The 20,442-nt window shown below is 63.2% G+C and carries 25 protein-coding genes and 1 pseudogene; 10 read left to right on the top strand and 16 right to left on the bottom strand.

The annotated features are described in order from the left end of the window. Positions 1 to 111 precede the first annotated feature (111 nt). Together ACVIIW_RS24170 and ACVIIW_RS24165 are read left to right on the top strand one after the other, a co-directional pair. Entirely contained in the window at positions 112 to 693 is a 582-nt protein-coding gene (locus ACVIIW_RS24170) for a hypothetical protein (protein ID WP_456703028.1), read from the top strand. 70 nt (positions 694 to 763) lie between these two features. Next, positions 764 to 1,801 carry a hypothetical protein gene (locus tag ACVIIW_RS24165; protein ID WP_456703027.1) on the top strand — a complete coding sequence of 346 codons (1,038 nt, stop codon included), beginning with the start codon at positions 764 to 766 and terminating at the stop codon, positions 1,799 to 1,801. Here ACVIIW_RS24165 and ACVIIW_RS24160 read toward each other — a convergent pair. The 6 genes from ACVIIW_RS24160 to ACVIIW_RS24135 form a co-directional block, all read right to left on the bottom strand. Beyond that, positions 1,764 to 2,126, bottom strand: coding sequence for a hypothetical protein (locus tag ACVIIW_RS24160; protein ID WP_456703026.1), 363 nt, complete (start codon positions 2,124 to 2,126; stop codon positions 1,764 to 1,766). The genes ACVIIW_RS24165 and ACVIIW_RS24160 overlap by 38 nt on opposite strands. A gap of 73 nt (positions 2,127 to 2,199) precedes the next feature. Beyond that, positions 2,200 to 2,817 carry a hypothetical protein gene (locus ACVIIW_RS24155; protein WP_456703025.1) on the bottom strand — a complete coding sequence of 206 codons (618 nt, stop codon included), beginning with the start codon at positions 2,815 to 2,817 and terminating at the stop codon, positions 2,200 to 2,202. Positions 2,818 to 3,108: 291 nt separating this feature from the next. Then, a complete protein-coding gene (locus ACVIIW_RS24150) occupies positions 3,109 to 3,474 on the bottom strand; it encodes a hypothetical protein (protein ID WP_456703024.1) in 366 nt (121 codons plus the stop codon). Between the two features lie 343 nt (positions 3,475 to 3,817). After that, positions 3,818 to 5,575 carry an NAD+ synthase gene (locus ACVIIW_RS24145; protein ID WP_456703023.1) on the bottom strand — a complete coding sequence of 586 codons (1,758 nt, stop codon included), beginning with the start codon at positions 5,573 to 5,575 and terminating at the stop codon, positions 3,818 to 3,820. Between the two features lie 16 nt (positions 5,576 to 5,591). Further along, the gene (locus ACVIIW_RS24140; RefSeq protein WP_092230217.1) at positions 5,592 to 5,945 is read right to left on the bottom strand and encodes a diacylglycerol kinase; all 354 of its coding nucleotides are present in this window, start codon (positions 5,943 to 5,945) and stop codon (positions 5,592 to 5,594) included. A 4-nt stretch (positions 5,946 to 5,949) separates the two neighbouring features. After that, positions 5,950 to 7,338 (bottom strand): class II 3-deoxy-7-phosphoheptulonate synthase, encoded by a 1,389-nt coding sequence (locus ACVIIW_RS24135; RefSeq protein ID WP_456703022.1) that lies wholly within the window; start codon positions 7,336 to 7,338, stop codon positions 5,950 to 5,952. A 179-nt stretch (positions 7,339 to 7,517) separates the two neighbouring features. Here ACVIIW_RS24135 and ACVIIW_RS24130 point away from each other — a divergent pair. After that, positions 7,518 to 7,919: pseudogene (locus ACVIIW_RS24130) on the top strand (alpha/beta fold hydrolase); the annotation flags it as partial. A gap of 93 nt (positions 7,920 to 8,012) precedes the next feature. On the opposite strand, the gene ACVIIW_RS24125 reads toward ACVIIW_RS24130, so the two are convergent. After that, entirely contained in the window at positions 8,013 to 9,308 is a 1,296-nt protein-coding gene (locus tag ACVIIW_RS24125) for an ATP-binding protein (RefSeq protein WP_456703021.1), read from the bottom strand. After that, positions 9,305 to 9,964, bottom strand: a complete 660-nt coding sequence (locus tag ACVIIW_RS24120) for a response regulator (RefSeq protein WP_456703020.1) — start codon at positions 9,962 to 9,964, stop codon at positions 9,305 to 9,307. The genes ACVIIW_RS24125 and ACVIIW_RS24120 overlap by 4 nt, the downstream gene beginning before the upstream one ends. A gap of 193 nt (positions 9,965 to 10,157) precedes the next feature. Here ACVIIW_RS24120 and ACVIIW_RS24115 point away from each other — a divergent pair, with 193 nt between their 5' ends. From ACVIIW_RS24115 to ACVIIW_RS24105, 3 genes are all read left to right on the top strand, one after another. Continuing rightward, positions 10,158 to 10,940: a COG4705 family protein gene (locus ACVIIW_RS24115; protein ID WP_456703019.1), complete on the top strand. Its 783-nt coding sequence runs from the start codon at positions 10,158 to 10,160 to the stop codon at positions 10,938 to 10,940. 59 nt (positions 10,941 to 10,999) lie between these two features. Beyond that, entirely contained in the window at positions 11,000 to 11,398 is a 399-nt protein-coding gene (locus tag ACVIIW_RS24110) for a hypothetical protein (RefSeq protein WP_456703018.1), read from the top strand. A 69-nt stretch (positions 11,399 to 11,467) separates the two neighbouring features. Beyond that, positions 11,468 to 12,253: a COG4705 family protein gene (locus tag ACVIIW_RS24105; protein ID WP_456703017.1), complete on the top strand. Its 786-nt coding sequence runs from the start codon at positions 11,468 to 11,470 to the stop codon at positions 12,251 to 12,253. Here the strand turns inward: ACVIIW_RS24105 and ACVIIW_RS24100 are convergent. Both ACVIIW_RS24100 and ACVIIW_RS24095 read right to left on the bottom strand, forming a co-directional pair. Next, positions 12,250 to 12,513 carry a hypothetical protein gene (locus tag ACVIIW_RS24100; RefSeq protein WP_456703016.1) on the bottom strand — a complete coding sequence of 88 codons (264 nt, stop codon included), beginning with the start codon at positions 12,511 to 12,513 and terminating at the stop codon, positions 12,250 to 12,252. The two genes, ACVIIW_RS24105 and ACVIIW_RS24100, sit on opposite strands and share 4 nt — an antisense overlap. A 250-nt stretch (positions 12,514 to 12,763) precedes the next feature. Continuing rightward, on the bottom strand, positions 12,764 to 13,333 hold the full coding sequence (locus ACVIIW_RS24095; RefSeq protein WP_456703015.1) for a hypothetical protein: 570 nt from the start codon (positions 13,331 to 13,333) through the stop codon (positions 12,764 to 12,766). 157 nt (positions 13,334 to 13,490) lie between these two features. On the opposite strand from ACVIIW_RS24095, the gene ACVIIW_RS24090 reads away from it, so the two are divergent. Continuing rightward, positions 13,491 to 14,429 (top strand): LysR family transcriptional regulator, encoded by a 939-nt coding sequence (locus ACVIIW_RS24090; protein WP_456703014.1) that lies wholly within the window; start codon positions 13,491 to 13,493, stop codon positions 14,427 to 14,429. A 21-nt stretch (positions 14,430 to 14,450) separates the two neighbouring features. Here ACVIIW_RS24090 and ACVIIW_RS24085 read toward each other — a convergent pair whose 3' ends face one another. From ACVIIW_RS24085 to ACVIIW_RS24065, 5 genes are all read right to left on the bottom strand, one after another. After that, a complete protein-coding gene (locus ACVIIW_RS24085; protein WP_456703013.1) occupies positions 14,451 to 15,023 on the bottom strand; it encodes a TIGR00645 family protein in 573 nt (190 codons plus the stop codon). Positions 15,024 to 15,064: 41 nt separating this feature from the next. Next, on the bottom strand, positions 15,065 to 15,703 hold the full coding sequence (locus tag ACVIIW_RS24080; protein ID WP_456703012.1) for a TerC family protein: 639 nt from the start codon (positions 15,701 to 15,703) through the stop codon (positions 15,065 to 15,067). Continuing rightward, the gene (locus tag ACVIIW_RS24075; RefSeq protein WP_456703011.1) at positions 15,700 to 16,062 is read right to left on the bottom strand and encodes a hypothetical protein; all 363 of its coding nucleotides are present in this window, start codon (positions 16,060 to 16,062) and stop codon (positions 15,700 to 15,702) included. Before ACVIIW_RS24075 ends, ACVIIW_RS24080 begins: the two co-directional genes overlap by 4 nt. A 2-nt stretch (positions 16,063 to 16,064) precedes the next feature. Next, entirely contained in the window at positions 16,065 to 16,514 is a 450-nt protein-coding gene (locus ACVIIW_RS24070) for a TerB family tellurite resistance protein (RefSeq protein ID WP_456703010.1), read from the bottom strand. A gap of 399 nt (positions 16,515 to 16,913) precedes the next feature. Further along, positions 16,914 to 17,294 (bottom strand): nuclear transport factor 2 family protein, encoded by a 381-nt coding sequence (locus tag ACVIIW_RS24065; protein WP_456703009.1) that lies wholly within the window; start codon positions 17,292 to 17,294, stop codon positions 16,914 to 16,916. 95 nt (positions 17,295 to 17,389) lie between these two features. Here ACVIIW_RS24065 and ACVIIW_RS24060 point away from each other — a divergent pair, with 95 nt between their 5' ends. Beyond that, positions 17,390 to 18,019, top strand: a complete 630-nt coding sequence (locus ACVIIW_RS24060; RefSeq protein ID WP_456703008.1) for an FMN-binding negative transcriptional regulator — start codon at positions 17,390 to 17,392, stop codon at positions 18,017 to 18,019. Between the two features lie 54 nt (positions 18,020 to 18,073). Here the strand turns inward: ACVIIW_RS24060 and ACVIIW_RS24055 are convergent, their stop codons facing one another. After that, complete coding sequence (locus ACVIIW_RS24055; RefSeq protein WP_456703007.1) at positions 18,074 to 18,379, bottom strand: hypothetical protein; 306 nt, start codon at positions 18,377 to 18,379, stop codon at positions 18,074 to 18,076. A 289-nt stretch (positions 18,380 to 18,668) separates the two neighbouring features. Between ACVIIW_RS24055 and ACVIIW_RS24050 the strand changes: the two genes are divergently transcribed. Both ACVIIW_RS24050 and ACVIIW_RS24045 read left to right on the top strand, forming a co-directional pair. Then, positions 18,669 to 19,808, top strand: a complete 1,140-nt coding sequence (locus ACVIIW_RS24050) for a hypothetical protein (protein WP_456703006.1) — start codon at positions 18,669 to 18,671, stop codon at positions 19,806 to 19,808. A 172-nt stretch (positions 19,809 to 19,980) separates the two neighbouring features. Further along, positions 19,981 to 20,379, top strand: coding sequence for a hypothetical protein (locus ACVIIW_RS24045; RefSeq protein ID WP_456703005.1), 399 nt, complete (start codon positions 19,981 to 19,983; stop codon positions 20,377 to 20,379). Positions 20,380 to 20,442: the final 63 nt, after the last annotated feature.

The raw sequence follows: 20,442 nt of genomic DNA, 5'->3' as shown, positions 1-20,442 counted from the left end.
GCAGCAGCCGGGGCTATAGGTCCTGTGAATAATTGGGACAATAGCCCAAGCCCTCGTGTTGCTACCCTGCATTGTGCCATCGTATAGGCTCGCGATTCGCCGGAGGAGCGGATGATTTTCGAGAGCTTTCCATGGAAAAAGGAGGTTGAGCGTCTTCTAAAGTCTTTGAGGAAGTGGTCATCAAAACCAACATCCGAACGCGCTGAATTTTACATACAGCGCGCGGTCTTCCTATCTGCATTCATTCTTCGCAAGTTAATGGAAAACCGCAAAGTGACCGACCCAGTACGTGACCGCTCGGTGCGCTGCAAAGCGTACCGTGCTCTCCGACCTGTGTCAGATCGGGTCTCAACCTTTTCCGGCTTGGCCGACGTAAATGATGACTACGATTTGACGAACCCCGAGGAGGCCACTTTAAGCTGCTTCGATCTCATGAGCGAGATCATGCACAGCTACGTTTTTAAGATCGTGGTTGATGAGCAAGCAAAGTCCATAGTTTCGTTTCTGGTGAATTCCTACAACCGGCGCGACAACCGGTTGCTAGAGATTGACCTGCGACTTTTTGAGAGCGTTTTGATCGACGCTATTCAGGACAGCGTCCGATCAATGAGCATTAGTGTGCATCCAACAAGCGGAAAGATTGTTGCAGACGTGCTGGGGCGTACTCGCCGGCAGGATTCCAATTCTGAATAGGACGGGACCCTTTGAGATGAGCTATTCATCTAAGAACGTTTTTCCCCCACGCAGCCCTCGGATAGCCGATTTGCGTGAATTCATCCTTTCGCTCGGGTATAAAAAGGCGAGCGGGTGGACGCGCTTCCAAGGCCTAAGCTGGGAAAGTTACCATTGGTTCGACGACACCGACTATCGATCATGGAGCGGCGTCGAATTGTCCATCGATAAGACCAAGGACGGAAAGCTCTCCGTATCAACGCGGACCGTCGTCAGTCGCAGCTATTTTGATCTAGAGAAACAAAATCACACGATCTCCGCACTTCGCAGGAGATTTGGCGGCTCGTTTACCACCGATGCGGGCGTCAATAGGTGCATGAGACCTAGATCAGACCCACCCACACCGGCTGCTTCAGGTTGCCATCTCGCGTTTTCACGGCTTGGGCAGAATATTGGCAAGGCCGTCGTGTATTCGCAGGCTCGTACGTTTCCAAATCACAAGCCGCACGCTTTCGACAATTTTTTCAGCCAAGTGGGACTTCACCCGGAAAATCTATCCGGCAATATGCTCGTGGCATTCTGCGTTTCAATCATCGAAGAATATTTGAAGTCATGCTTTGTGGCTTTGCTGAAGTATTCGCCGCAGAAGGAACGATTTCTGAGAGGTGTTCGACTTCGCGGCGATCAGCTGGCGAGGATTTCCGATGGGCAAGACAGCGTTGAGAATGCTGTAGCTGAAACACTATCGTTCCAACGTATTTCGATAGCTTGCAAAAATTTTGAAGGCATCGACACGAGTCTAGACTTAGCTGCCCCACTTAGAAAGCCGCTTAAGGAGCGTCCAAACCAACCCACCCTATTTGATATGCTCGAAGGTCTTGCAGAAAAACGGAACCGCTTCGTGCATCAAGCTTCGTTCGACTTGGATTTGAATGATGTTTCAGTGAAGCAAACGCTTCATGATCTGGCGCTTGCCATGGAGCGGATCCAAAGAGCTATTTCGGAGCGATATGGTTGGCAATTCGAGCAGACATGGGGCTTTGGGGGAGCAGAGCCAGCCCTTGCTACTAGCCCAGACGGAAGTGTTCCGATCAATTCGCCCGCCGCAACGGCTTCGGGCCGTCGATGATCCGCGCGCTCGCGCCTTCAAGCCGAGCGAAGCTGGCGTTCAAACTTTCGAAGGCCGCCGTCAGCGTTCGAATCTGCGAAAGCAGCTCGTAGCATCGGTCGCGTTGCTGCTCAAATTTTTCGGCGAGATGATCGGCCAATTCTGTTATGACGGTGGCTCGTTCTTCCTCCAATGCCGCTGCAATCATCGCGGCGACATCAGCCACGGTGATCAACGGAAGCCTCTGCCTGCGCTCCGCGCGTTCCTCTGCTGCACGCTCGCGCGCCCACCGCTCTTCGGTTTCGGCGATCTCGCGGCGATGACGTTGATTGAGCGATTCGGTCATGGCGTCACCTCGTTACGGCCAAGTGCAATTCCGCCAGCACCACGCCGCGTCCATGACGCGTCCATCGTCAGTTTCAGCGCCAGCGAGTCCGTCTGAAAGATGCTTCGAGATGGCGACGCGGCGGCTCCCGGCGACGACACCAACTCGCGCGTTGCGGCCAGCACGAGTTGTCAATCGGCTGACCGGCGTTGAGCAGGGCTGCGGTGACACTGAGCTGCGTCTGATGGATGTTGGCCTCACCGCCAGCCATGTAGCCCATCGCGTCGAGCCGCGCCTTGACATCGACGCTCGGCTTGAACGTGTGTGTCTCGGCATACTCAGTGAAATAATTCGTCTCGCCTGCGGTCATCGCCTTCGATCGGTCTTTTCGCAACAACACTGGCGACTGCTCCGACAGCCATTCTTCAAGATCGCTCAACTCGTATCGGTCATCATTCTGTTCGATGATCTCGACCGCGATCCAGCCATCGTCCTTGGTGTTGTGCGATCCTGGCAATCGCATCAGTCGCGAGACTTCGGCGCATTGCAAGTCACCGGCCACGAGATCGGCGAGCTGCTTCAGTGCCGCTTCGATGCGCTCGACCAGCAGTCGCGCGGCTTGGCTCGGTCGGCAGCCGGTGCCCGCCAACACATCTACAAAAAGTCCGAGCGCGGCATCGTGGTCGTGGCTGGCGCGAACGATGGCGCTCACGGTCGCATCGGGCAGGATGACGTTGCGGGCGACAGTCGAGCCGGGGGAGCGCCTCCAGCGATTCCCACGCCACTGCGTTCTGGATGCGTGCATCGTCCGAAGCCGCCAAGTTCAGCGCGGCCTTTAGCGACTTCGTATAACGGTGGATGCTCGAAGCAGCCAAACCCTTGTCGAGTAGACCGTCGCGCCATGCCTTCAGCTCCTTGGCGGAGAGTAGTTGCACCGGCTTGCTCAGCAGCACGCTGCTCAAATGTTTTTTCGGTCCTCTCGCGTTGTGGATGCTGCCGCCCCTCACCTTGAGATCGCTTTCATAAGCGTCGAGCGCTTCGGCCACGGTCGCGGGCCGGCAGTCCTCGCCGCCGACGACTTCGGGCTGCTTGCGCGCCACGTCTTCGCCACGTCCTGCGCCTGATAGAAATCGAGAATGGTCTTGCCGTCTGCGGCGTCGAAGTCATCGCTGGCCGCAAAGCCTTTCGTCCAATAACGCGAACTGCCGTCGCTCACCTTCACGACCCATGTGCCGTTGCCCTTATTGCGGCGACAGAGCAGGCTCGCACCACGCGCGAGCTTCACGCCAGCGTATGGCTTGAAGCGGACCGCGAGCTTCAATCGGTTGCTGCGATTTTCCAGCGTGGCGTGTCTGAGCTTGCGTGCCATGTCTCTGTCCCCGGTTTCTGTCTCGGAAATGTGTGTGGAGGCGTGTAAATGCCTATGACATCCAATAGAGACTTTGCGAGTACCGTCAATGACTTAAGGGGAGGAGTATGCACGCGGAAAGAGTCGTATATAAGGCTACTTCTCCCCTTGTGGGAGAAGGTGGCGCGAAGCGCCGGATGAGGGGTTCTGTCCGAGCTCACACGTGTACATGAGAGTACGCGGATAGAACCCCTCACCCAACTGAGTTCGTTTCGACGGCGGTGCTGCCCTCTCCCGCAAGGGGCGAGGGCACATTAACGCCCCTCTCGCTCGCGGGTATCGAAGAGATAATCCGTAACCTGCCCTACCCCTCGAACGCGTCGATCGAGGCCTTGCTGCCGCGCGAGACCAGGGTCTCATCGGGCGCGGGCAGCTTCTCGCCGCGATCGCGAAAGCGGTTGGTGATGGGATAGCGGCGGTCGCGGCCGAAATTCTTGCGCGTCACCTTCACGCCGGGGGCGGCCTGACGGCGCTTGTATTCGGCCACGTTGAGGAGATGGTCGATCCGGGTCACCGTCTCGCGGTCGAAGCCCGCGGCGATGATCTGGTCGAGCGGCTCCTCGCGTTCGACCAGCCGCTCCAGGATCGCATCGAGCACCTCGTAGGCAGGCAGCGAATCCTGATCGGTCTGGTTCTCGCGCAGCTCCGCCGTCGGCGGACGCGAAATGATGTCGGGCGGGATCACCTCGCCGGCGGGGCCGAGCGCCCCATCGGGCTTCCATGCATTGCGCAAGCTCGCCAGCCGGAACACCTGCGTCTTGTAGATGTCCTTGATCGGATTGAAGCCGCCATTCATGTCGCCGTAGAGCGTGGCGTATCCGACCGACATCTCCGACTTGTTGCCCGTCGTCACCACCATCAACCCGGTCTTGTTGGAGATCGCCATCAGCAGCGTGCCACGGGCGCGGGCCTGGAGGTTCTCCTCGGTAATGTCAGGCGGCAGGTTCTTGAAGAGGCCCGACAGGATGGTCTCGAAGCCGGCCACCGCTTCCGCTATTGGCAACACCTCGTAGCGGATGCCGAGATGGCCGGCGAGCTCGCCAGCGTCCGCGATCGAATGTGCCGCCGTATAGCGATAAGGCAGCATCACGCCGTGCACCTGATCGGCGCCCAGTGCATCGACAGCGATCGCAGCGCAAAGTGCGGAATCGATGCCGCCGGAAATGCCGAGCAACACGCCGGGGAAACCGTTTTTCGTGACGTAGTCGCGCAAACCCAGCACGCACGCGGCATAGTCTGCGCGGTCGCCTTCCGGCTGCTCGGCAATGGAACCAGTGCAATGCCAATCGCCACCATTTCGGCTGAAGCGCAGCGTGGTGATGCTTTCCGCGAACGCCGGCAATTGCGCGGCGAGCGAGAGATCGCCGTTGAGTGCGAAGGAGGCGCCGTCGAACACCAGCTCGTCCTGGCCGCAGACCTGGTTGAGATAGACCAGCGGCAGGCCGCTCTCGGTGACCCGCGCGACAGCGACCGACAGACGCACATCGTTCTTGTCGCGGGCATAGGGGGAGCCGTTCGGCACCAGAATGATCTCGGCGCCGGTCTCGGCCAGCGTCTCGACCACGTTCTCGTAATCCTCGGACTCTTCCAGCCAGATGTCCTCGCAGATCGGCACGCCGATCCGCACGCCGCGCACCGTGACGGGACCCGAAGCGGGCCCCCGCGCGAACAAGCGCTTCTCGTCGAACACGCCGTAATTCGGCAGGTTGCATTTGAAGCGAAGCGCAGCGATACGTCCGCCGTCGAGCAGCGCACAGGCATTGTAGAGCTTGCCGTCATCGACCCAGGGCGTGCCGACCAGCAACGCCGGGCCGCCATCGGCGGTCTCGCGCGCCAGCGCCTCGATGGCCGAGCGGCAGGCGGCCTGGAAGGACGGCTTCTGCACCAGATCCTCGGGCGGATAGCCCGCGATGAACAATTCCGGAAACAGCACGAGATCGGCGCCGTCGGCGACGGCTCGCCCACGCGCAGCACGTATCTTTGCAGCATTGCCGGCGATGTCGCCCACGGTCGGATTGAGCTGGGCGAGCGTCACCGCGAATGCGTTGAGACGTTCGGTCATGGCCGCCGTCCTCGCTTTAGAGGAATCCCAATCGCTCGATGATGGCGATGATCCAGAACGCGCCGGCCATCAACAGCGCGACGCCGACCGCGGCCGAGCCCATGTCCTTGACCCGGCCGATCTGCTTGTCGTGATCCAACGTCAGGCGGTCGGCGAGCTTCTCGATCGCGGTGTTGAGCAGCTCCACCACCAGCACGAAGGCGACCGAGCAGACCAGCTCGACCGCGCGTGTCGCGGTGGCGGCGACGAGCCACGCCACCGGCAGCGCCAGGATCAGCGCAAAGATCTCCTCGCGGACGGCCTGTTCCGAGCGGAACGCAAAGGCCAGACCGTTGCGGGAGTTGATCGTGGCCTTCCAGATCCGCAGCAAGGTCCTAGAGCCCCGCCGCGAACGGCATCGGCTTGGCTTTGCCGACGCGTTCCTGCTTGAGGAGCTCCGCGACGAGGAAGGCCATGTCGATGGATTGCTCGGCATTGAGGCGGGGATCGCAGACCGTATGGTAGCGGTCGTTGAGATCCTCGTCGGTGATGGCGCGGGCGCCGCCGATACATTCGGTGACGTCCTGGCCGGTCATCTCCAGATGCACGCCGCCGGCGTGGGTGCCTTCCGCGGCGTGGATCGTGAAGAACGACTTCACCTCCGACAGCACGCGGTCGAACGGCCGCGTCTTGTAGCCCGACGTGGAGGTGATGGTGTTGCCATGCATGGGATCGCATGACCACACCACCACCCTGCCCTCGCGCTTCACCGCGCGGATCAGGCCGGGCAGATGATCGGCGACCTTGTCGGAGCCGAAACGATTGATCAGCGTCAGCCGGCCCGGCTCGTTGTCGGGGTTGAGAATGTCGATCAGCTTCAAGAGCTCGTCGGGCTTCAGCGACGGGCCGCACTTCAGGCCGATCGGGTTCTTGATGCCGCGGAAATATTCGACATGGCCGTGATCGAGCTGGCGGGTGCGGTCACCGATCCAGATCATGTGGCCCGAGGTCGCGTACCAGTCGCCGGTGGTGGAGTCGACGCGGGTCATGGCCTGCTCGTAGCCGAGCAGCAGCGCCTCATGGCTGGTGTAGAAATCGGTGGCGCGCAGCTCCGGATGGCTCTCAAGATCGAGGCCGCAGGCGCGCATGAAGTTGAGCGCCTCGGAAATGCGGTCGGCCAATTCCTTGTAGCGGCGGGACTGCGGGCTATCCTTGAGGAAGCCCAGCATCCATTGGTGCACGCTGCCGAGATTGGCGAAGCCGCCGGTCGCGAACGCGCGCAGCAGGTTCAGCGTCGCGGCCGACTGGCGATAGGCCATCAGCTGCCGCTGCGGATCCGGCACGCGCGCTTCCTTGGTGAACGCGATATCGTTGACGATGTCGCCACGATAGCTCGGCAGCTCGACGCCGTTGACCTTCTCGGTCGGCGAGGAGCGCGGCTTGGCGAATTGACCGGCGATACGGCCGACCTTCACCACCGGCACCGCGCCGGCATAGGTCAACACCACCGCCATCTGCAACAGCACGCGGAAGAAGTCGCGGATGTTGTTGGCGCCGTGCTCGGCAAAGCTCTCGGCGCAGTCGCCGCCCTGGAGCAGGAAGGCCTCGCCGGCCGCCACGCGCCCGAGCGCCTTCTTCAGGTTGCGCGCCTCGCCGGCAAACACCAGCGGCGGGAAGGTTGCAAGTTGCGCCTCGACGTCGGCCAAGGCCTTGGCGTCGGGATAATCGGGCACCTGTAGCACCGGCTTGCTGCGCCAGGACTCGGGCGTCCACCGCTCGGACATCGCAATCTCTCCGTGAAAGCAAAAAGTGCAACCTGATCTGTGGGTTGCGAGGGCCGCCTTATACACAGGCTGGCACGACATCGCCAGTTGTAAATCCGTTTGGCAAGGCAAACCCTTGCGGGCAAAGCTGAATTCGCATTTGCTGGGGGGCGGCAGAGGCCGGCAAGACAGCTTCCACCATGGACGCGCCACGGGACGACGTTTTCATCGACGAGATCAACTTCCCGGCGACCGACGGGTACGCGCTATCAGGCACCCTGTTCCTGCCGCGCGGGACCAAGCGGCATGCCGTGCTGATCAATTCGGCCACCGCCGTGCCCCGCAAGATCTACAAGGGCTTTGCCTCCTATCTCGCCCATCGCGGCTGCGCTGTGCTCACTTACGACTATCGCGGCATCGGCGGCTCCCGCCAGCCGGCGATGGTCGGCGACTTCCAGCCGAAATCGCTGGTCGGCTTCAAGGCCTCGATGTCGGACTGGGCGGCACTCGACGTCACCGCCGCGGTGCGCTGGATGCGGGAGCGCTACAATCCCCTGCCCCTCGCCTATGTCGGCCACTCCTATGGCGGCCAGGCGCTCGGGCCCACGGCGATCGGCCATTTCGGCTTCTTTCGCTCCGAGCATCGCGACACGCTGTGGCGCGGCGTAGCGGAATGGGTTCAGGCAGAGTGACGGTCAGGCCGACGCTGCGGGCAGCTTGACCAGGACCCGCAGTCCGGTGCGTCCGCTCTCCGCAACGTTCACGGCTTCAATCGATCCACCGAGCCGATCGACGATCCGCTTGACGATCGACAGGCCGAGGCCGACGCCATCGCCCTCAGGACGCTGGCCCCGGAAGAACGGCTCGAAGATCCGGCCGATGTCCTCCGGCGCAACACCCGGACCACTGTCCTCGATCCGGACGATCGCTGCCTCTCCATCGCGATAGACCCAGGCATCGATACGTCCGCCATGCGGGGTGAAGCGAAGCGCATTGTCGAGAAGATTGCGGGCCATGGCGGCGAGCATCACGGTTTCTCCGCGAACCATAGTCGCTTCGATGCGGGCAAAACCGAGATCGATGCCGCGCCTGGCGGCCTCGGGCAGGATATCGGCGACGATCTCTTTCACCGTAGCATCCAGGGCGACGGTCGGGATTGCCGTTCCATCCGCCGATCCGGCATCCTGTCTTGCAAGCGCCAACAATTGCTCCAGCAGATGCTTGGTCCGGCCGATGCCTTGTCGGAGCATCGCCACGCGATCGCGCGCACCTGAAGGCAGATCCACCGATCCAAGATTCTCCGCTTGCAGGCTCAGCGCGGTGATCGGGGTGCGCAACTCGTGTGCGGCGTCGGCCACGAACCGGCGTTGCTGGTCCATCAGGAGACGCATCCGCTGCAGCAATCCGTTGATCGAGACGATGAACGGATGCAGCTCGCTGGGCATCTGCCCGGCTGGCAGCGGCGTCATGTCATCGGCACGGCGTCCATCGAGATCATCAGCCAGACGAACCATCGGTCGCAACGAGCGCGCGATGACGATGGCAGTGACCAGCAGCAAACAGGGAACGAGCGCCGCGATCGGCAGCACCGTGCGGAAGGCCATGTCGCTTGCGATCTCGTCGCGGACGGAGGTGCTCTGTGCGACCGCGAACCTTGTGCCGTCAGGCCGGGTCCGCAGCAGCACGCGGATCGGCCGCCCTTTTCGGGTCGACAGCGCGAAGCCGTCCTTGAAGCTCCAGAGCCTGGCGTCGTGTTCTGACGCCTGATCGATCAGCCAGACCTCGGCATCCGCATCCACACCATGCAACTCCCGGCCGCCGGTGAGACTGCCTGACAGCACGAGGCCTGCGATCTGGATCAGGACGGAGTCCTGCATCTCGATCGCCTCGTCGAACGCCCAGCGATAGGCGAACAGGCCGCCGACGAGTCCCGTCAGCAGGATGATCGCAGTGAGACCGGCGAACAGACGGCCCCGCAAGGACCTGATCATGGCCGATCCACCATCCAGCCGACGCCGCGCACGTTGCGGATCGCATCCGAGCCGAGCTTCTTGCGCACCGCATGGATCAGAAACTCGATCGCATTGCTCGCAACCTCCTCGTTCCAGCCGTAGAGCTGCCGCTCGAGCTCTCCGCGCGACAGGATCGTGCCGGGCCGGGCCAGCAGCGCCTGCAGTAGCGCGAACTCGCGCGCGGTGAGCACCGCGGATTTGGTCAGGTACGACGCCTCGCGGCTCGCGGGGTCCAGACGCAGCGCTCCATTGCCGAGCAATGCCGGCGCGCCGCTGGCCTCGCGGCGCGTGACGGCGCGCATCCGCGCCAGCAATTCGCGGATCTCGAACGGTTTGACGAGATAATCGTCGGCGCCGAGATCGAGCCCTTCGATCCTGTCGTCGAGGGCATCGCGCGCGGTCACGATGATGACCGGAATCTTGCGGCCGTCCGCACGCAGCCGTCGCAGGATGTCGCGGCCATCGGTATTGGGCAAAGCAAGATCGAGCAGCAGCACCTCGTAGGATTCGCTGGCGGCCGCAAGCAGTGCGGTTTCGCCATCGCGAACCCAATCGACGGCGTAAGCGGCATCCTTCAGCGCCTGCTCGACGGCGGCGCCGACCATCCTGTCGTCCTCGATCAGCAACACCCGCAAAACCGGTCCTCAAGCTCTGCCGGACGGTCCGGCCGCCGCATCCTGTGCACCAACACTTAGCGCAGAGTTAGGAAGCGCCAGCAGGCCCAAATTGCGGCCGAGGCCGCATCGGCAGGAAATTTCTCATCCCTAAGTCGGGCCTAAGTCCTCCACGCGACGGTCCGGCATCGGTTCGACGGAGGGAGATTCGGGCATGTCGCGACATCAAGACCTTGGCGCAAGACGGCTGCTGAACAAGGTTCCGGAGGTCACCGCGATTTTCTGGGCCATCAAGATCCTTTCGACCACGGTCGGCGAGACCGGCGCCGATTATCTGGCGGTGCATGTCGGCCTCGGTGCCAGCCTCACCGCGATCTGCATGACCGGATTGCTGATTGCCGTGCTGCTGCTGCAGCTGAGCCGTCGCGCGTATGTGCCGTGGATCTACTGGCTCACCGTCGTCCTCGTCAGCATCGTCGGCACCCAGCTCACGGATCTCCTGACCGATAAGCTCGAGATCAGCCTCTACGTCAGCACCGCCGCGTTTGCCTGCGCGCTCGCCGCGACCTTTGCGATCTGGTACGCCGCCGAGCGCACGCTATCAATCCATGGCATCGTGACGACACGGCGCGAGTTGTTCTACTGGACCGCGATCCTGTTCACCTTCGCGCTGGGCACGGCGGCTGGCGACCTTGCAACAGAAGCGCTTGGCCTCGGCTTCCAGCTCGGCGTCGTCGCATTCGGCGCGCTGATCGTGGCGGTGGCCCTCTCCCATACGATCGGCGCCAATCCCGTCCTCACCTTCTGGCTCGCCTACATCCTGACCCGGCCGCTCGGCGCCTCGCTCGGCGATCTGCTGTCGCAGTCGCGCGAATACGGCGGCATCGGCCTCGGCACGATCCAGACCAGCATCGTCTTCCTGACCGCGATCGTCGGCCTCGTCGCCTGGGTGACGTTCGAATGCGACGGCACGCGTCGGGCCGGTCCGGCGCAGTAACCCCGATCACAGCTTCAACCCATCCTGCACGGACGCAGGAGCCACATCAGGAGAGAGCCATGAAACTCATCCCCGCCATCGCCGTTTGCCTTGTGACGACCATGTCCGGCGAACCAAACACGCACGCCAACCAGCATTTCGGCTTCATCCCGCTCGCCGAGGCCGCCACCGCCAGGCTCGGCGACCTCACGCCGTTCCGCAGCATCGCTGACGATGTCGCCGCGCTGGTCGACAAGGGCGACCTGCCCGGTGCCAGGACGAGGATCAAGGACCTCGAAACCAGATGGGACGAGGCCGAAGCCGGGTTGAAGCCGCGCGCAGCGGCCGACTGGCACACCGTGGACAAGGCGATCGACCGCGCGCTGGAGGCGCTCCGCGCCGGCACGCCGGACCCCGCAAAGTGCAAGCAGGCGATCAGCGATCTGCTCGCGATCATGGATAGCGTCACCAGGACGTGATGCGTCCACGCATCGTTACCGCGCCAGCCGCGAACGGAGATTCGCGGCTGGTGTTGCAAGGAGGACAGCATGGCCACCAACACGAAGAGCATCCTCGGCGAGAGCAAGGTCCCCGAAGTCACGTTGGGCTTCTGGATCATCAAGATCGCCGCCACGACGTTGGGTGAAACCGGCGGCGACACCGTCACGATGACGCTGAACTGGGGCTACCTCGCGGGCACGTGCCTGTTCCTGGCAGCGCTGATCGTCCTGGTCGCCGCGCAGATCCGCGCGCAACGATTCCATCCCGCGCTGTATTGGGCAACCATCGTGGCCTCGACCACATTCGGCACCACGATGGCGGACTTCGCCGACCGCTCGCTCGGCATCGGCTATACCGGCGGCTCGACGCTGCTCCTCACCTGCCTCGTGCTGGTGCTCGGGCTCTGGTATCGCGCCGAGGGCACCATCTCGGTCAACAGCGTCAACACACCGCGAGTCGAAGCCTTCTATTGGGGCGCGATCACCTTCTCGCAGACGCTGGGCACCGCGCTTGGCGACTGGATCGCCGATACCGGCGATCTGGGCTATCGCGGCGGCGCGCTGATCTTCGCCGCGGGATCGGCCGTCATTGCGGCGCTCTATTTCTGGACCCGCGTCTCACGTGTCACGTTGTTCTGGGCGGCCTTCATCCTGACCCGGCCGCTTGGTGCGACCGTCGGTGATTTCCTCGACAAGCCACTCGATCATGGTGGGCTCGCGCTAAGCCGGCCGCTGGCTTCCGCCGTGATCGCCGCGTTCATGGTGGCCTGCCTGTTGCTGATCCCGCAGCGCGCGGGACAGCATCCGAGGAATGACCAGGCCGAGCGCGCCTAGCGGATGATCGTCGTCAGCGACGAGTAGCGCTTGTTCGGCCTGGCCTCGGCCGCCGAGAATTGCGCGAAGGCGTCGCTGACGCGCACCGCCGGCGGCGTATCGCCGGCGAAACGGAATTGCTGCGGCTTCGGCGCGTAGAAGCTGGCGCGGTAATAGGCGTCGTCGAAGCGCGGCTCGCCGACGCCGAACAATGCGTCGCAGACGAACAGGAGTGCGTAGACTCCCGCGACCGCCACGACGATCTCCTTGAGAACTGACATGCTGATGCCTCGCCCTTTTGCGGTGAGGATGCACGCCGGTTCCAAAGCCGAGGTTTAAGGGGCCACGCTTCTTGTCCGCAGGGTTTGCCGGGCTTGAGCGGATTGCAGACAATTTTATCGATCGGGGAAAGAGAGCCCGCCTTGACAGGATCAACCGGGCTTCAGGATTGCCCGCTCGGGAGGTGTCAAACGGCCAAATTCATCCAGAGCCTTGGGTCCATCGGCTGCGTCAGGGCTTCGTCGCGTCCGATCAGAACACCGGCTCCTTCAGCGCCGCAATCACCTGCTCGCCCGGCGCCGTCAGGCGGTAGGTCACCAGCGGACGACTCGATGGCGGCTTGCGATCGGTCTCGACGATATAGCCGCGCACCATCAGCGCTTCGAAGCTGCCATAATAGCCATACATGCTGATTTCGTTCTGCCTGAGCACCTTGAACTCGCGCAGCAGGCGGATCTCGTTGCCTGACAGCAACGAGCGGCGGACGCGCTGCACGAAGCTCGCGCGCTGCTCGAACCAGGCCGCATCGGGCAGTTCGCGCGAAGACGGCATGCTGGCGCCGTCGCCGCGAGGCGCTTCGACACCGGCGCTCGCCACCGGCGACGACGGCGCGCTGCTGCCGACCGCCTCCTTGGCATCATCGAGCAACGCGATCGGCCAGCGTCGTTTGTTGTTCACCATGACCGGCGGCGGCACGACGTTGTCGCGCACCAATTGCTCGAAGCGGCCGGCGGTCACGCCGACATGAGCGGCCGCGCGGCGGCGGTCGACGAGACGGGCATCACGCCCGCCCTCCAGGTCGCACGCAATCCTCTCGTTCACCTCAATCCCCCACGCATCGTTTGCGGGCGCGCCGCCGCGCGGGCCCGAAGGGCCCGTCAGCCCGTGACACTAGGGTGAAACGCGCGTCCTCAAAAGGCAGAGAAATTCGTACATGTTGCTGCCGTTTCGGCAACGGCTATAGTGCCGGGAGGGTCCCATGCGCTTTCACTCACCGGCCATCCAGTACTTCCACGCCGTCCGTCGCACCGGCTCGATCCGCGCCGCAGCGCGCCTCCTGAACGTCGCCTCCTCGGCGGTCAGCCGCCAAATTCTCAAGCTTGAACAAGAAGTTGGCTCACCCCTATTCGAGCGGACGGCGCGCGGCCTGATCCTGACCACCGTTGGCGAGATGCTGGCGCGTCACGTCATGAACGTGCTGCAGGACCTCGACCGCTTCCGCTCCGACGTTGCGTCCCTGTCCGGCGCCTGGCACGGCAATGTCAGCATCGCCTGCATCGAGTCCCTCACCGAGTCCGTATTGCCGGATTTGATCGCCTCGCACCGCAGCCGGGCGCGTCGCGTCAGCTTCACCACCGAGGTGATGGGATCGTCCGACGTGCTCGAAGCCTTGCGCCGGGGCGAGGCCGATATCGGCATCGCCATTGCCCTCAAGCATCCACCAGACCTGCGGCAGGTCGCGTTGAAACGCTTCCGCCTCGGCGCCCTCGTTGCCCGCGAGCATTCGCTGGCGCGCCGCAGGACCGTGACGCTGGAGCAATGCCTCGCCTTTCCCGTCATCCAGGCGTTGCCGGAGCTGTCGATCTATCATCTGCTCCAGCCGCTGATCGCGCAGCTCTCGGAGACGCCGGAGCCTGCTATTCAAGTAAACTCGATCGACCTGATGCGCGAGCTGGCTGTGCGCGGCGTTGGCGTCGCCTTCCAGACCCAGCTCGGCATCGGCAGGCTGTCACGCGACGGGCAGCTCGTATTCCTGCCACTCGACAATGCCGGCAGCCCGTTATGGTCGGACCTCGGCATCTACGTCCGCGCTGAGCGCACGCTGCCCGCCTTCACGGAATCATTTCTCCAGGAACTGGTGCGCGAACTGGGCGAGCGCGAACGGCGGGAGAATTCGGCCTATCCGCCCATCGCCTGATCTGCGTGGTTCGCTCGGCGCTCAGGCGTGAGCGTTCTCCTTGCGATGCCCGTTATCGCCGAGGCGGTCCACCCAGGCGATGCCGATGGCCGAGATGATGAAGGTCAGATGGATCAGTACCTGCCACATCACGCCGGTCTCGGTGAAATTGCTCCTGACGGTGCCGAGATTGCCGGCCTCGATGAACGTCCTGAGCAACGAGATCGAGGAGATGCCGACGATCGCCATCGCGAGCTTGATCTTGAGCACGCTGGCATTGACGTGGCTCAACCATTCCGGCTCGTCCGGATGGCCGCGCAGGTTCAGCCGCGAGACGAAGGTCTCATAACCGCCGACGATCACCATCACCAGCAGGTTCGAGATCATGACCACGTCGATCAGGCCGAGCACGACCAGCATGATCTGCTGCTCGCTGGCGTCGAACGAGTGCGCCACCAGGTGCCAGAGCTCCTTCAGAAACAGCAGCACATAGACCGCCTGTGCGACGATGAGGCCGACATAGAGCGGCAATTGCAGCCATCGCGATCCGAAGATCAGGCGCGGAAACAGGCCGACCGGCGGTCTCGCCGAAGATGGTTGGGGTTCAGACGACATCGATCACTCCAGCAAACGAGGCGGGAAAACGAAGACAGATCTCAGAAACTTGCGATCACGGGCGCGAGTTCGAGCGAGCCGCGATAGATCATCTCGAAGGCGACGTAGACGACGATGGCAAGGCCGACATAGGCGATCCAGCGCTGCTTCTGAAGCACGCGGCCGAGCAGATCGGCGGCGATGCCCATCAGCGCAACCGACAGAACCAGACCGAAGACGAGGATATAAGGGTGCTCACGCGCCGCGCCCGCGACCGCAAGCACGTTGTCGAGCGACATCGATACGTCTGCGGCAACGATCTGCAACGCGGCTTGCCTGAAGGTCTTGCGCGGCGCGGCCAGGTCGGTCGCCCCGCCAGCAAGGCTGGGCACGAGCTCGTTCGCAAGCGTCGCCTGCTCACGCAGCTCGCGCCACATCTTCCAGCACACCCACAGCAACAGCACCCCGCCGGCGAGCAGCAGGCCGATCACTTGCAGAAGCTGGGCAGCGACACCAGCAAAGGCGATGCGCAACGCGGTGGCCGCAACGATGCCGACGACGATGGCGCGGCGACGCTGCTCGGCCGGAAGGCCTGCGGCCGCGAGACCGATGACGACGGCGTTGTCGCCGGCGAGCACGAGGTCAATCACGATGACCTGGAGCAGCGCGGTCAGGGCCTCGGCGGTGATGAATTCGATCATGTTCGGTGATTTTTGGGAGCGGCAGGATCCAGCCAGTGCGGCTTGCGGCGCTCGATCCAGTCGAACACCTTCGCGCGAGCCCCACGCAGCGCCGGCACGTCCTCGGCGAGCAGCGCGAGACCAAGCGGCAGCATCCAGATGCCGAGCACCGGCAGGAAGGACAGCACACCGCCGAGCACGAGCAGGACGCCCGACGGAATCCGGACCCAACGGCTGGACGGTTGCAGGAGATAGTCGACCGCGCCGGCAAGACGCGGCGGCAGCCGATGGACGAGCGCGGCAAGCCGCGGATCTCCACCAGCCGGCTGGCCGCTGTCGCCCTTGGATCTCGTCCTTTGCTCCTCCGAAGCTGTGCTCATGCTCACGCCTTGACGGCTACCGGACCGACCGGCTTCGCGCGCGGCAGCGCCAGCGTCAGCAGGCGCAACAGCTTGATCGCCTGTACCTCATGCGGATGCACGTCCTCGTCGGCGGCTGCAACGCGCTCCGAGAGCGCGATAAGATGGGATGACAGCGGCAGGTCCGAGACCGGCCGCAGCGTCTCGATCACCACATTGGCGAAATCAGGCTCTTCGAGCCGTTCGGCGAGCTCATCGAACATCGCAAACAGGCGATCGTCCTCGATATGCGGCGCCAATCCGCGCTCCCTGATGAAGCGGATTACCTCGTCGCGTTCGACCGGCGACACGCGCCGGTCGGCCACGGCGACCAGCGCGCCTGCTATCACCAGCGCCGCCGCAGCCTGCTCGTCGAAGCTGCGCGGCTCGGTGATTTCGATCTCGATCGGGGTGGACGTGTTGGCGTCAGACATCGTTGCTCCTTTTCTTGCGACAGGGCCGCGCGGAGCTGCGATGGGACGATTGGGTCGGAGAGAACTCAAGAAGGCCCGACGATCGGCCGATCCATCGCATTCGCGCGGGACAGGTCATCCGACATCGCGAGGTTTTGCTGACACGGTCAGCGTCCTCGCCAGAGGGGCCCGGATTCTTGTTCGCTCCAAAAATAAGAGGAGGTCAGCCGGAATCAAGGCAACAGCCTGCGGCCAGCCGCCGCATCCGGTTCCGCGTGAGCGGATTCGTCAGGCAGCCGTGCACGTTTCATGCCCGACTGCATCAACACGGTCGTTGCGAGCGGAGCGAAACAAACCAGCGTGCCCCCGCGGAAAGACTCTGGATTGCTTTGCTCCGCTCGCAATGACAGAGCGCGCGCCTTATCCCGCTCGCTCCACGAGATGTGCGCGCGACGGTGCCGGATCGAACCGGTCGCCGAAATATTGCGTTTCGTGCGCGACCAATCCGTCGCGAAATTCCATGATGCTGACAACGTAGGACGGCACGTCGTCATAAGTCAGCACGAACTCGCTCACCCAGAGCTCGCCGGCGCCGATGATCCGACGGACCGCGAAGCGCTTGGTGTTCGGCTGCACGAAGCGGCTCTGCTGAATGTTCCGGCGGCCGCGGATGCGCTCTCCGGACTGCGGATAGTCGAGCACGGCATCCTCGCCATAAATGTCATGCTCCGCCTCGAAATCATTCGCGTCCGACGCATCCCAATGGCGCTGCAGCGCCGTCAGTTTGGCTTGGTCGTCCATCTCAGTCTCCGCTCTTGAAGCCGACGCCCCAGGGAAAGAAGATATACAATCACGCCATATTCCGGCTATTGCCGTAACCGGAACGGAGAAACGCCATGTACATTCCTCCCGCCTTTAGGGACGACGACATCGAGAGCATCCGCGCGACGATCCGCGCGGCCCGCCTCGCGAGCCTCGTCACCGCCACCACCGACGGTCCGGTCGCCACACCCTTGCCGCTGTTCCTCGACGAGAGCGAAGGCGAGCAAGGTGTGCTGTACGGGCATGTCGCCAGGGCCAACCCGCAATGGAAGCTCCAGCCGATCGGCGATGCGCTGGCGATCTTCCCAGGTCCCGACGCCTATGTGACGCCGTCCTGGTACGCGACCAAGCAGGAAACCGAGAAGGTCGTGCCGACCTGGAATTACATCGCCGTGCACGCCTATGGCCCCGTGGAATTCTTTCAGGAGCACGAGCGTCTGCTTGAGGTGGTGACACGGCTGACCAACAGGCACGAAGGCGCTCGCGTAAAGCCGTGGTCGGTGAGTGATGCGCCCGCGGACTTCATCGCCGCGCAGCTGCGCGGGATCGTCGGCGTACGCATCCCCGTGGCGCGCTTCGAGGGCAAGCGCAAGATGAGCCAGAACCGGCCCGAGGCCGACCGCATCGGCGTCGCAGCTGGCCTTGCGGCAAGTGACGACGCTGGTGATCGCGAGGTCGCGCCGCTGATCCCGCTGCCGAGCTGAGCGGCTGGGGCGGAGCGGCGCCTCGATCGTTCAATGGGGCGGCCGCCCTTCGCGTCAAACCTTCGCCACCAGGCGTGGACGGAATACCGACTCGATCATCGGGGGAAGAGCCGCCAGCTTTCGCGCCGACCGGCGCCGCGGGATGGAGAAGCTGTTCACGAAGATCGGCTCGAAATCGCCCAGCGCGGTTCGCTCCTTCACGAGCAGGCTCATGACCGAGCGCATCTTGATGACTTCCTGCGCCACGAAGCTGCAATCCTCACCGCGGTTGATCTGCTCATGCATGATGGATTCGGCCTCGCGCATGCTGACGCGGAGTGCTCTGATGGTTCTGCGGAGTTCGTTGATGCGATTGTCCATAGCTGCCTCCCTCTCGGCCGCAGCATAAGAACAAAACATGAACGACGTGTCAATCGGCAACTGCGCGCGCTCTGGCAGGGCTTGCCGACAAATTAGACAGAGCTTCACCGCTTCGGAATCGCAACGCCCGACCGGCGATCAGGGCCGACGGGCGATCTAACCTCCAGTGCAGCCACCGGATTTCCGCTTCCGCAGCGAGGCGCCAGGCTTGCTTGCCGCTGCGCAAACCAACTGGCCCAAAATTCGCAACGATGTTGCGAGCTGGCAATGGCGCAGAGCGGAGAACGTCATGAACGTGCATGCTGCGGGCGATCTCAAGACGCTCGGCCTCACCCATCCGAACGGCACGCCGCTCCGCCTCAACACGAAGGACTTCGTCGCGATCGATCGCAACAAGGACGCGAGGTTCGAGGCGACCTATCGCCCGCAAGCGCTCTATAACCGGGCCAATGAAGGCTTTCACGCCAATAATGAAACCTTCCTGCTCCACGAAGTTGCGACCAACCTGCCGATCTACCGGCCCGACACCGGACCGACCGACTTCCATCTGCATCTTCCGCCGGGCGGCTTTCAGCTGGTGCTGGTCACCTCGGGGGCCTTCACCTTCGACTATGACGGGCGGTTCTACAATGTCGGCCCGGGCGCCGTGATGCTGCAAAGCGCGATCGTGCATCGCCAGCTGTTCTACACCTGGTCGGGGCTGTCGACTGAAGAGAACCTCAAGACGCCGCAGACGGTGGTGCCGGATCCGATCTCGATGGGCTATTCGGGCAAATTCCTCGAAGCCTTCATCACCGATCCCACCAGCTTTCCCAATCCGACCATCGTGGGGCCCGGTCAGATCGACGAAGCCGAGACGCCGCGCGTGGCGTGGAGCCATCCGTTGCATGATCGGCCGGCCGATGCCGGCTTCTGGCTTCAGGACCCCCTGGCGCTGGATGCGCTGTTCAAGCCGCTCAGCGACGGCTCCGTCAAATCCCTCATGCCGGTATACGTGCGCGATACCGGCATCGAGACACCGAGCGGTCACCTCGTCACCGGCCACATCATCGCAACCGATCCGCGCGGCCAGTCGCTGCTGCCGAAGAGCACATCGGCATCAATGGACGCCGCCGCGTTCGCCAAGGGCGAGGTCGTCATTTACCGCGTCATTCGCGGCTCGGCCGAGTTCAAGAACAAGGCCTCCGAGACGTTCGAGCTCGCCGCCGGCGATGTCGTCACCGCGGGCAACGGCTCGATCAGGCTCATCGCTGTCGGCGAGAACACGCAAGTGCTCCGGCTCGGTCTTCTCAACGGCATCGAGAACCTTCGCAGCTGGACGCCGACGCAGCGCGACGAGATCGACGGCCTCGCCGGTCAGATCATCACGCAGAAGGACGTTCGTCCCCTGCGCACCGAAGGCAAGCCGGTCGGATATCTCTACGCGTAGCCGCGAGTGCTGCAGCTTCTCCTCCCTTGCGGGTCTTGCCCGTCCGTAAATGGTGCTGGTAGTTCATAGCGATCGAGATGTGCCTGGAGCACCTGCTTCGCCCGTGAGCCCCGCCATCACCAGAACCTGCGGAAGCTGCACTGCCTGTTGCGACGGCTGGCTGCAGATCGAGGTGCGTGGACACAAGGTGCGCAAGGGACAGCCGTGCCCCTTCAGCGTCGCGCATCGATGTACGATCTATCCGGAGCGCCCGCAGCATCCCTGCCGCGAGTTCGTCTGCGGCTGGCTGGTTGCTTCCAGCCCGCTGCCGGATTGGATGCGGCCGGATCAATCCAGCATGATCATGCTGGCCGCCAATTTCTTCTGGCGCGGCCTCCCGGTCGACGTCGTCGTCCCGGTCGGCGAGCAGCCGAAGAAGAAGGCCATGGACTGGCTGATGCGGTTTTGCACCGAGAATAGAAGGCTGCTGGTCTACCAGATCGGCGACGAGTGGTTCGCCTTCGGACCGCCGGCGTTTCAGACCGACATCGCCAGCCGCCTCGAACGCGGCGAAACGCCGTGGGGCGATTGAAGTAAGCCGCGGAAATCATTCGCCCTTTCGGGATGCATTCGGTTCACCGCAATGCGGCAGATC

The organism is Bradyrhizobium sp. USDA 4449 (genome assembly GCF_054056275.1).
This window is presented reverse-complemented; position numbering and strand designations above follow the sequence as displayed.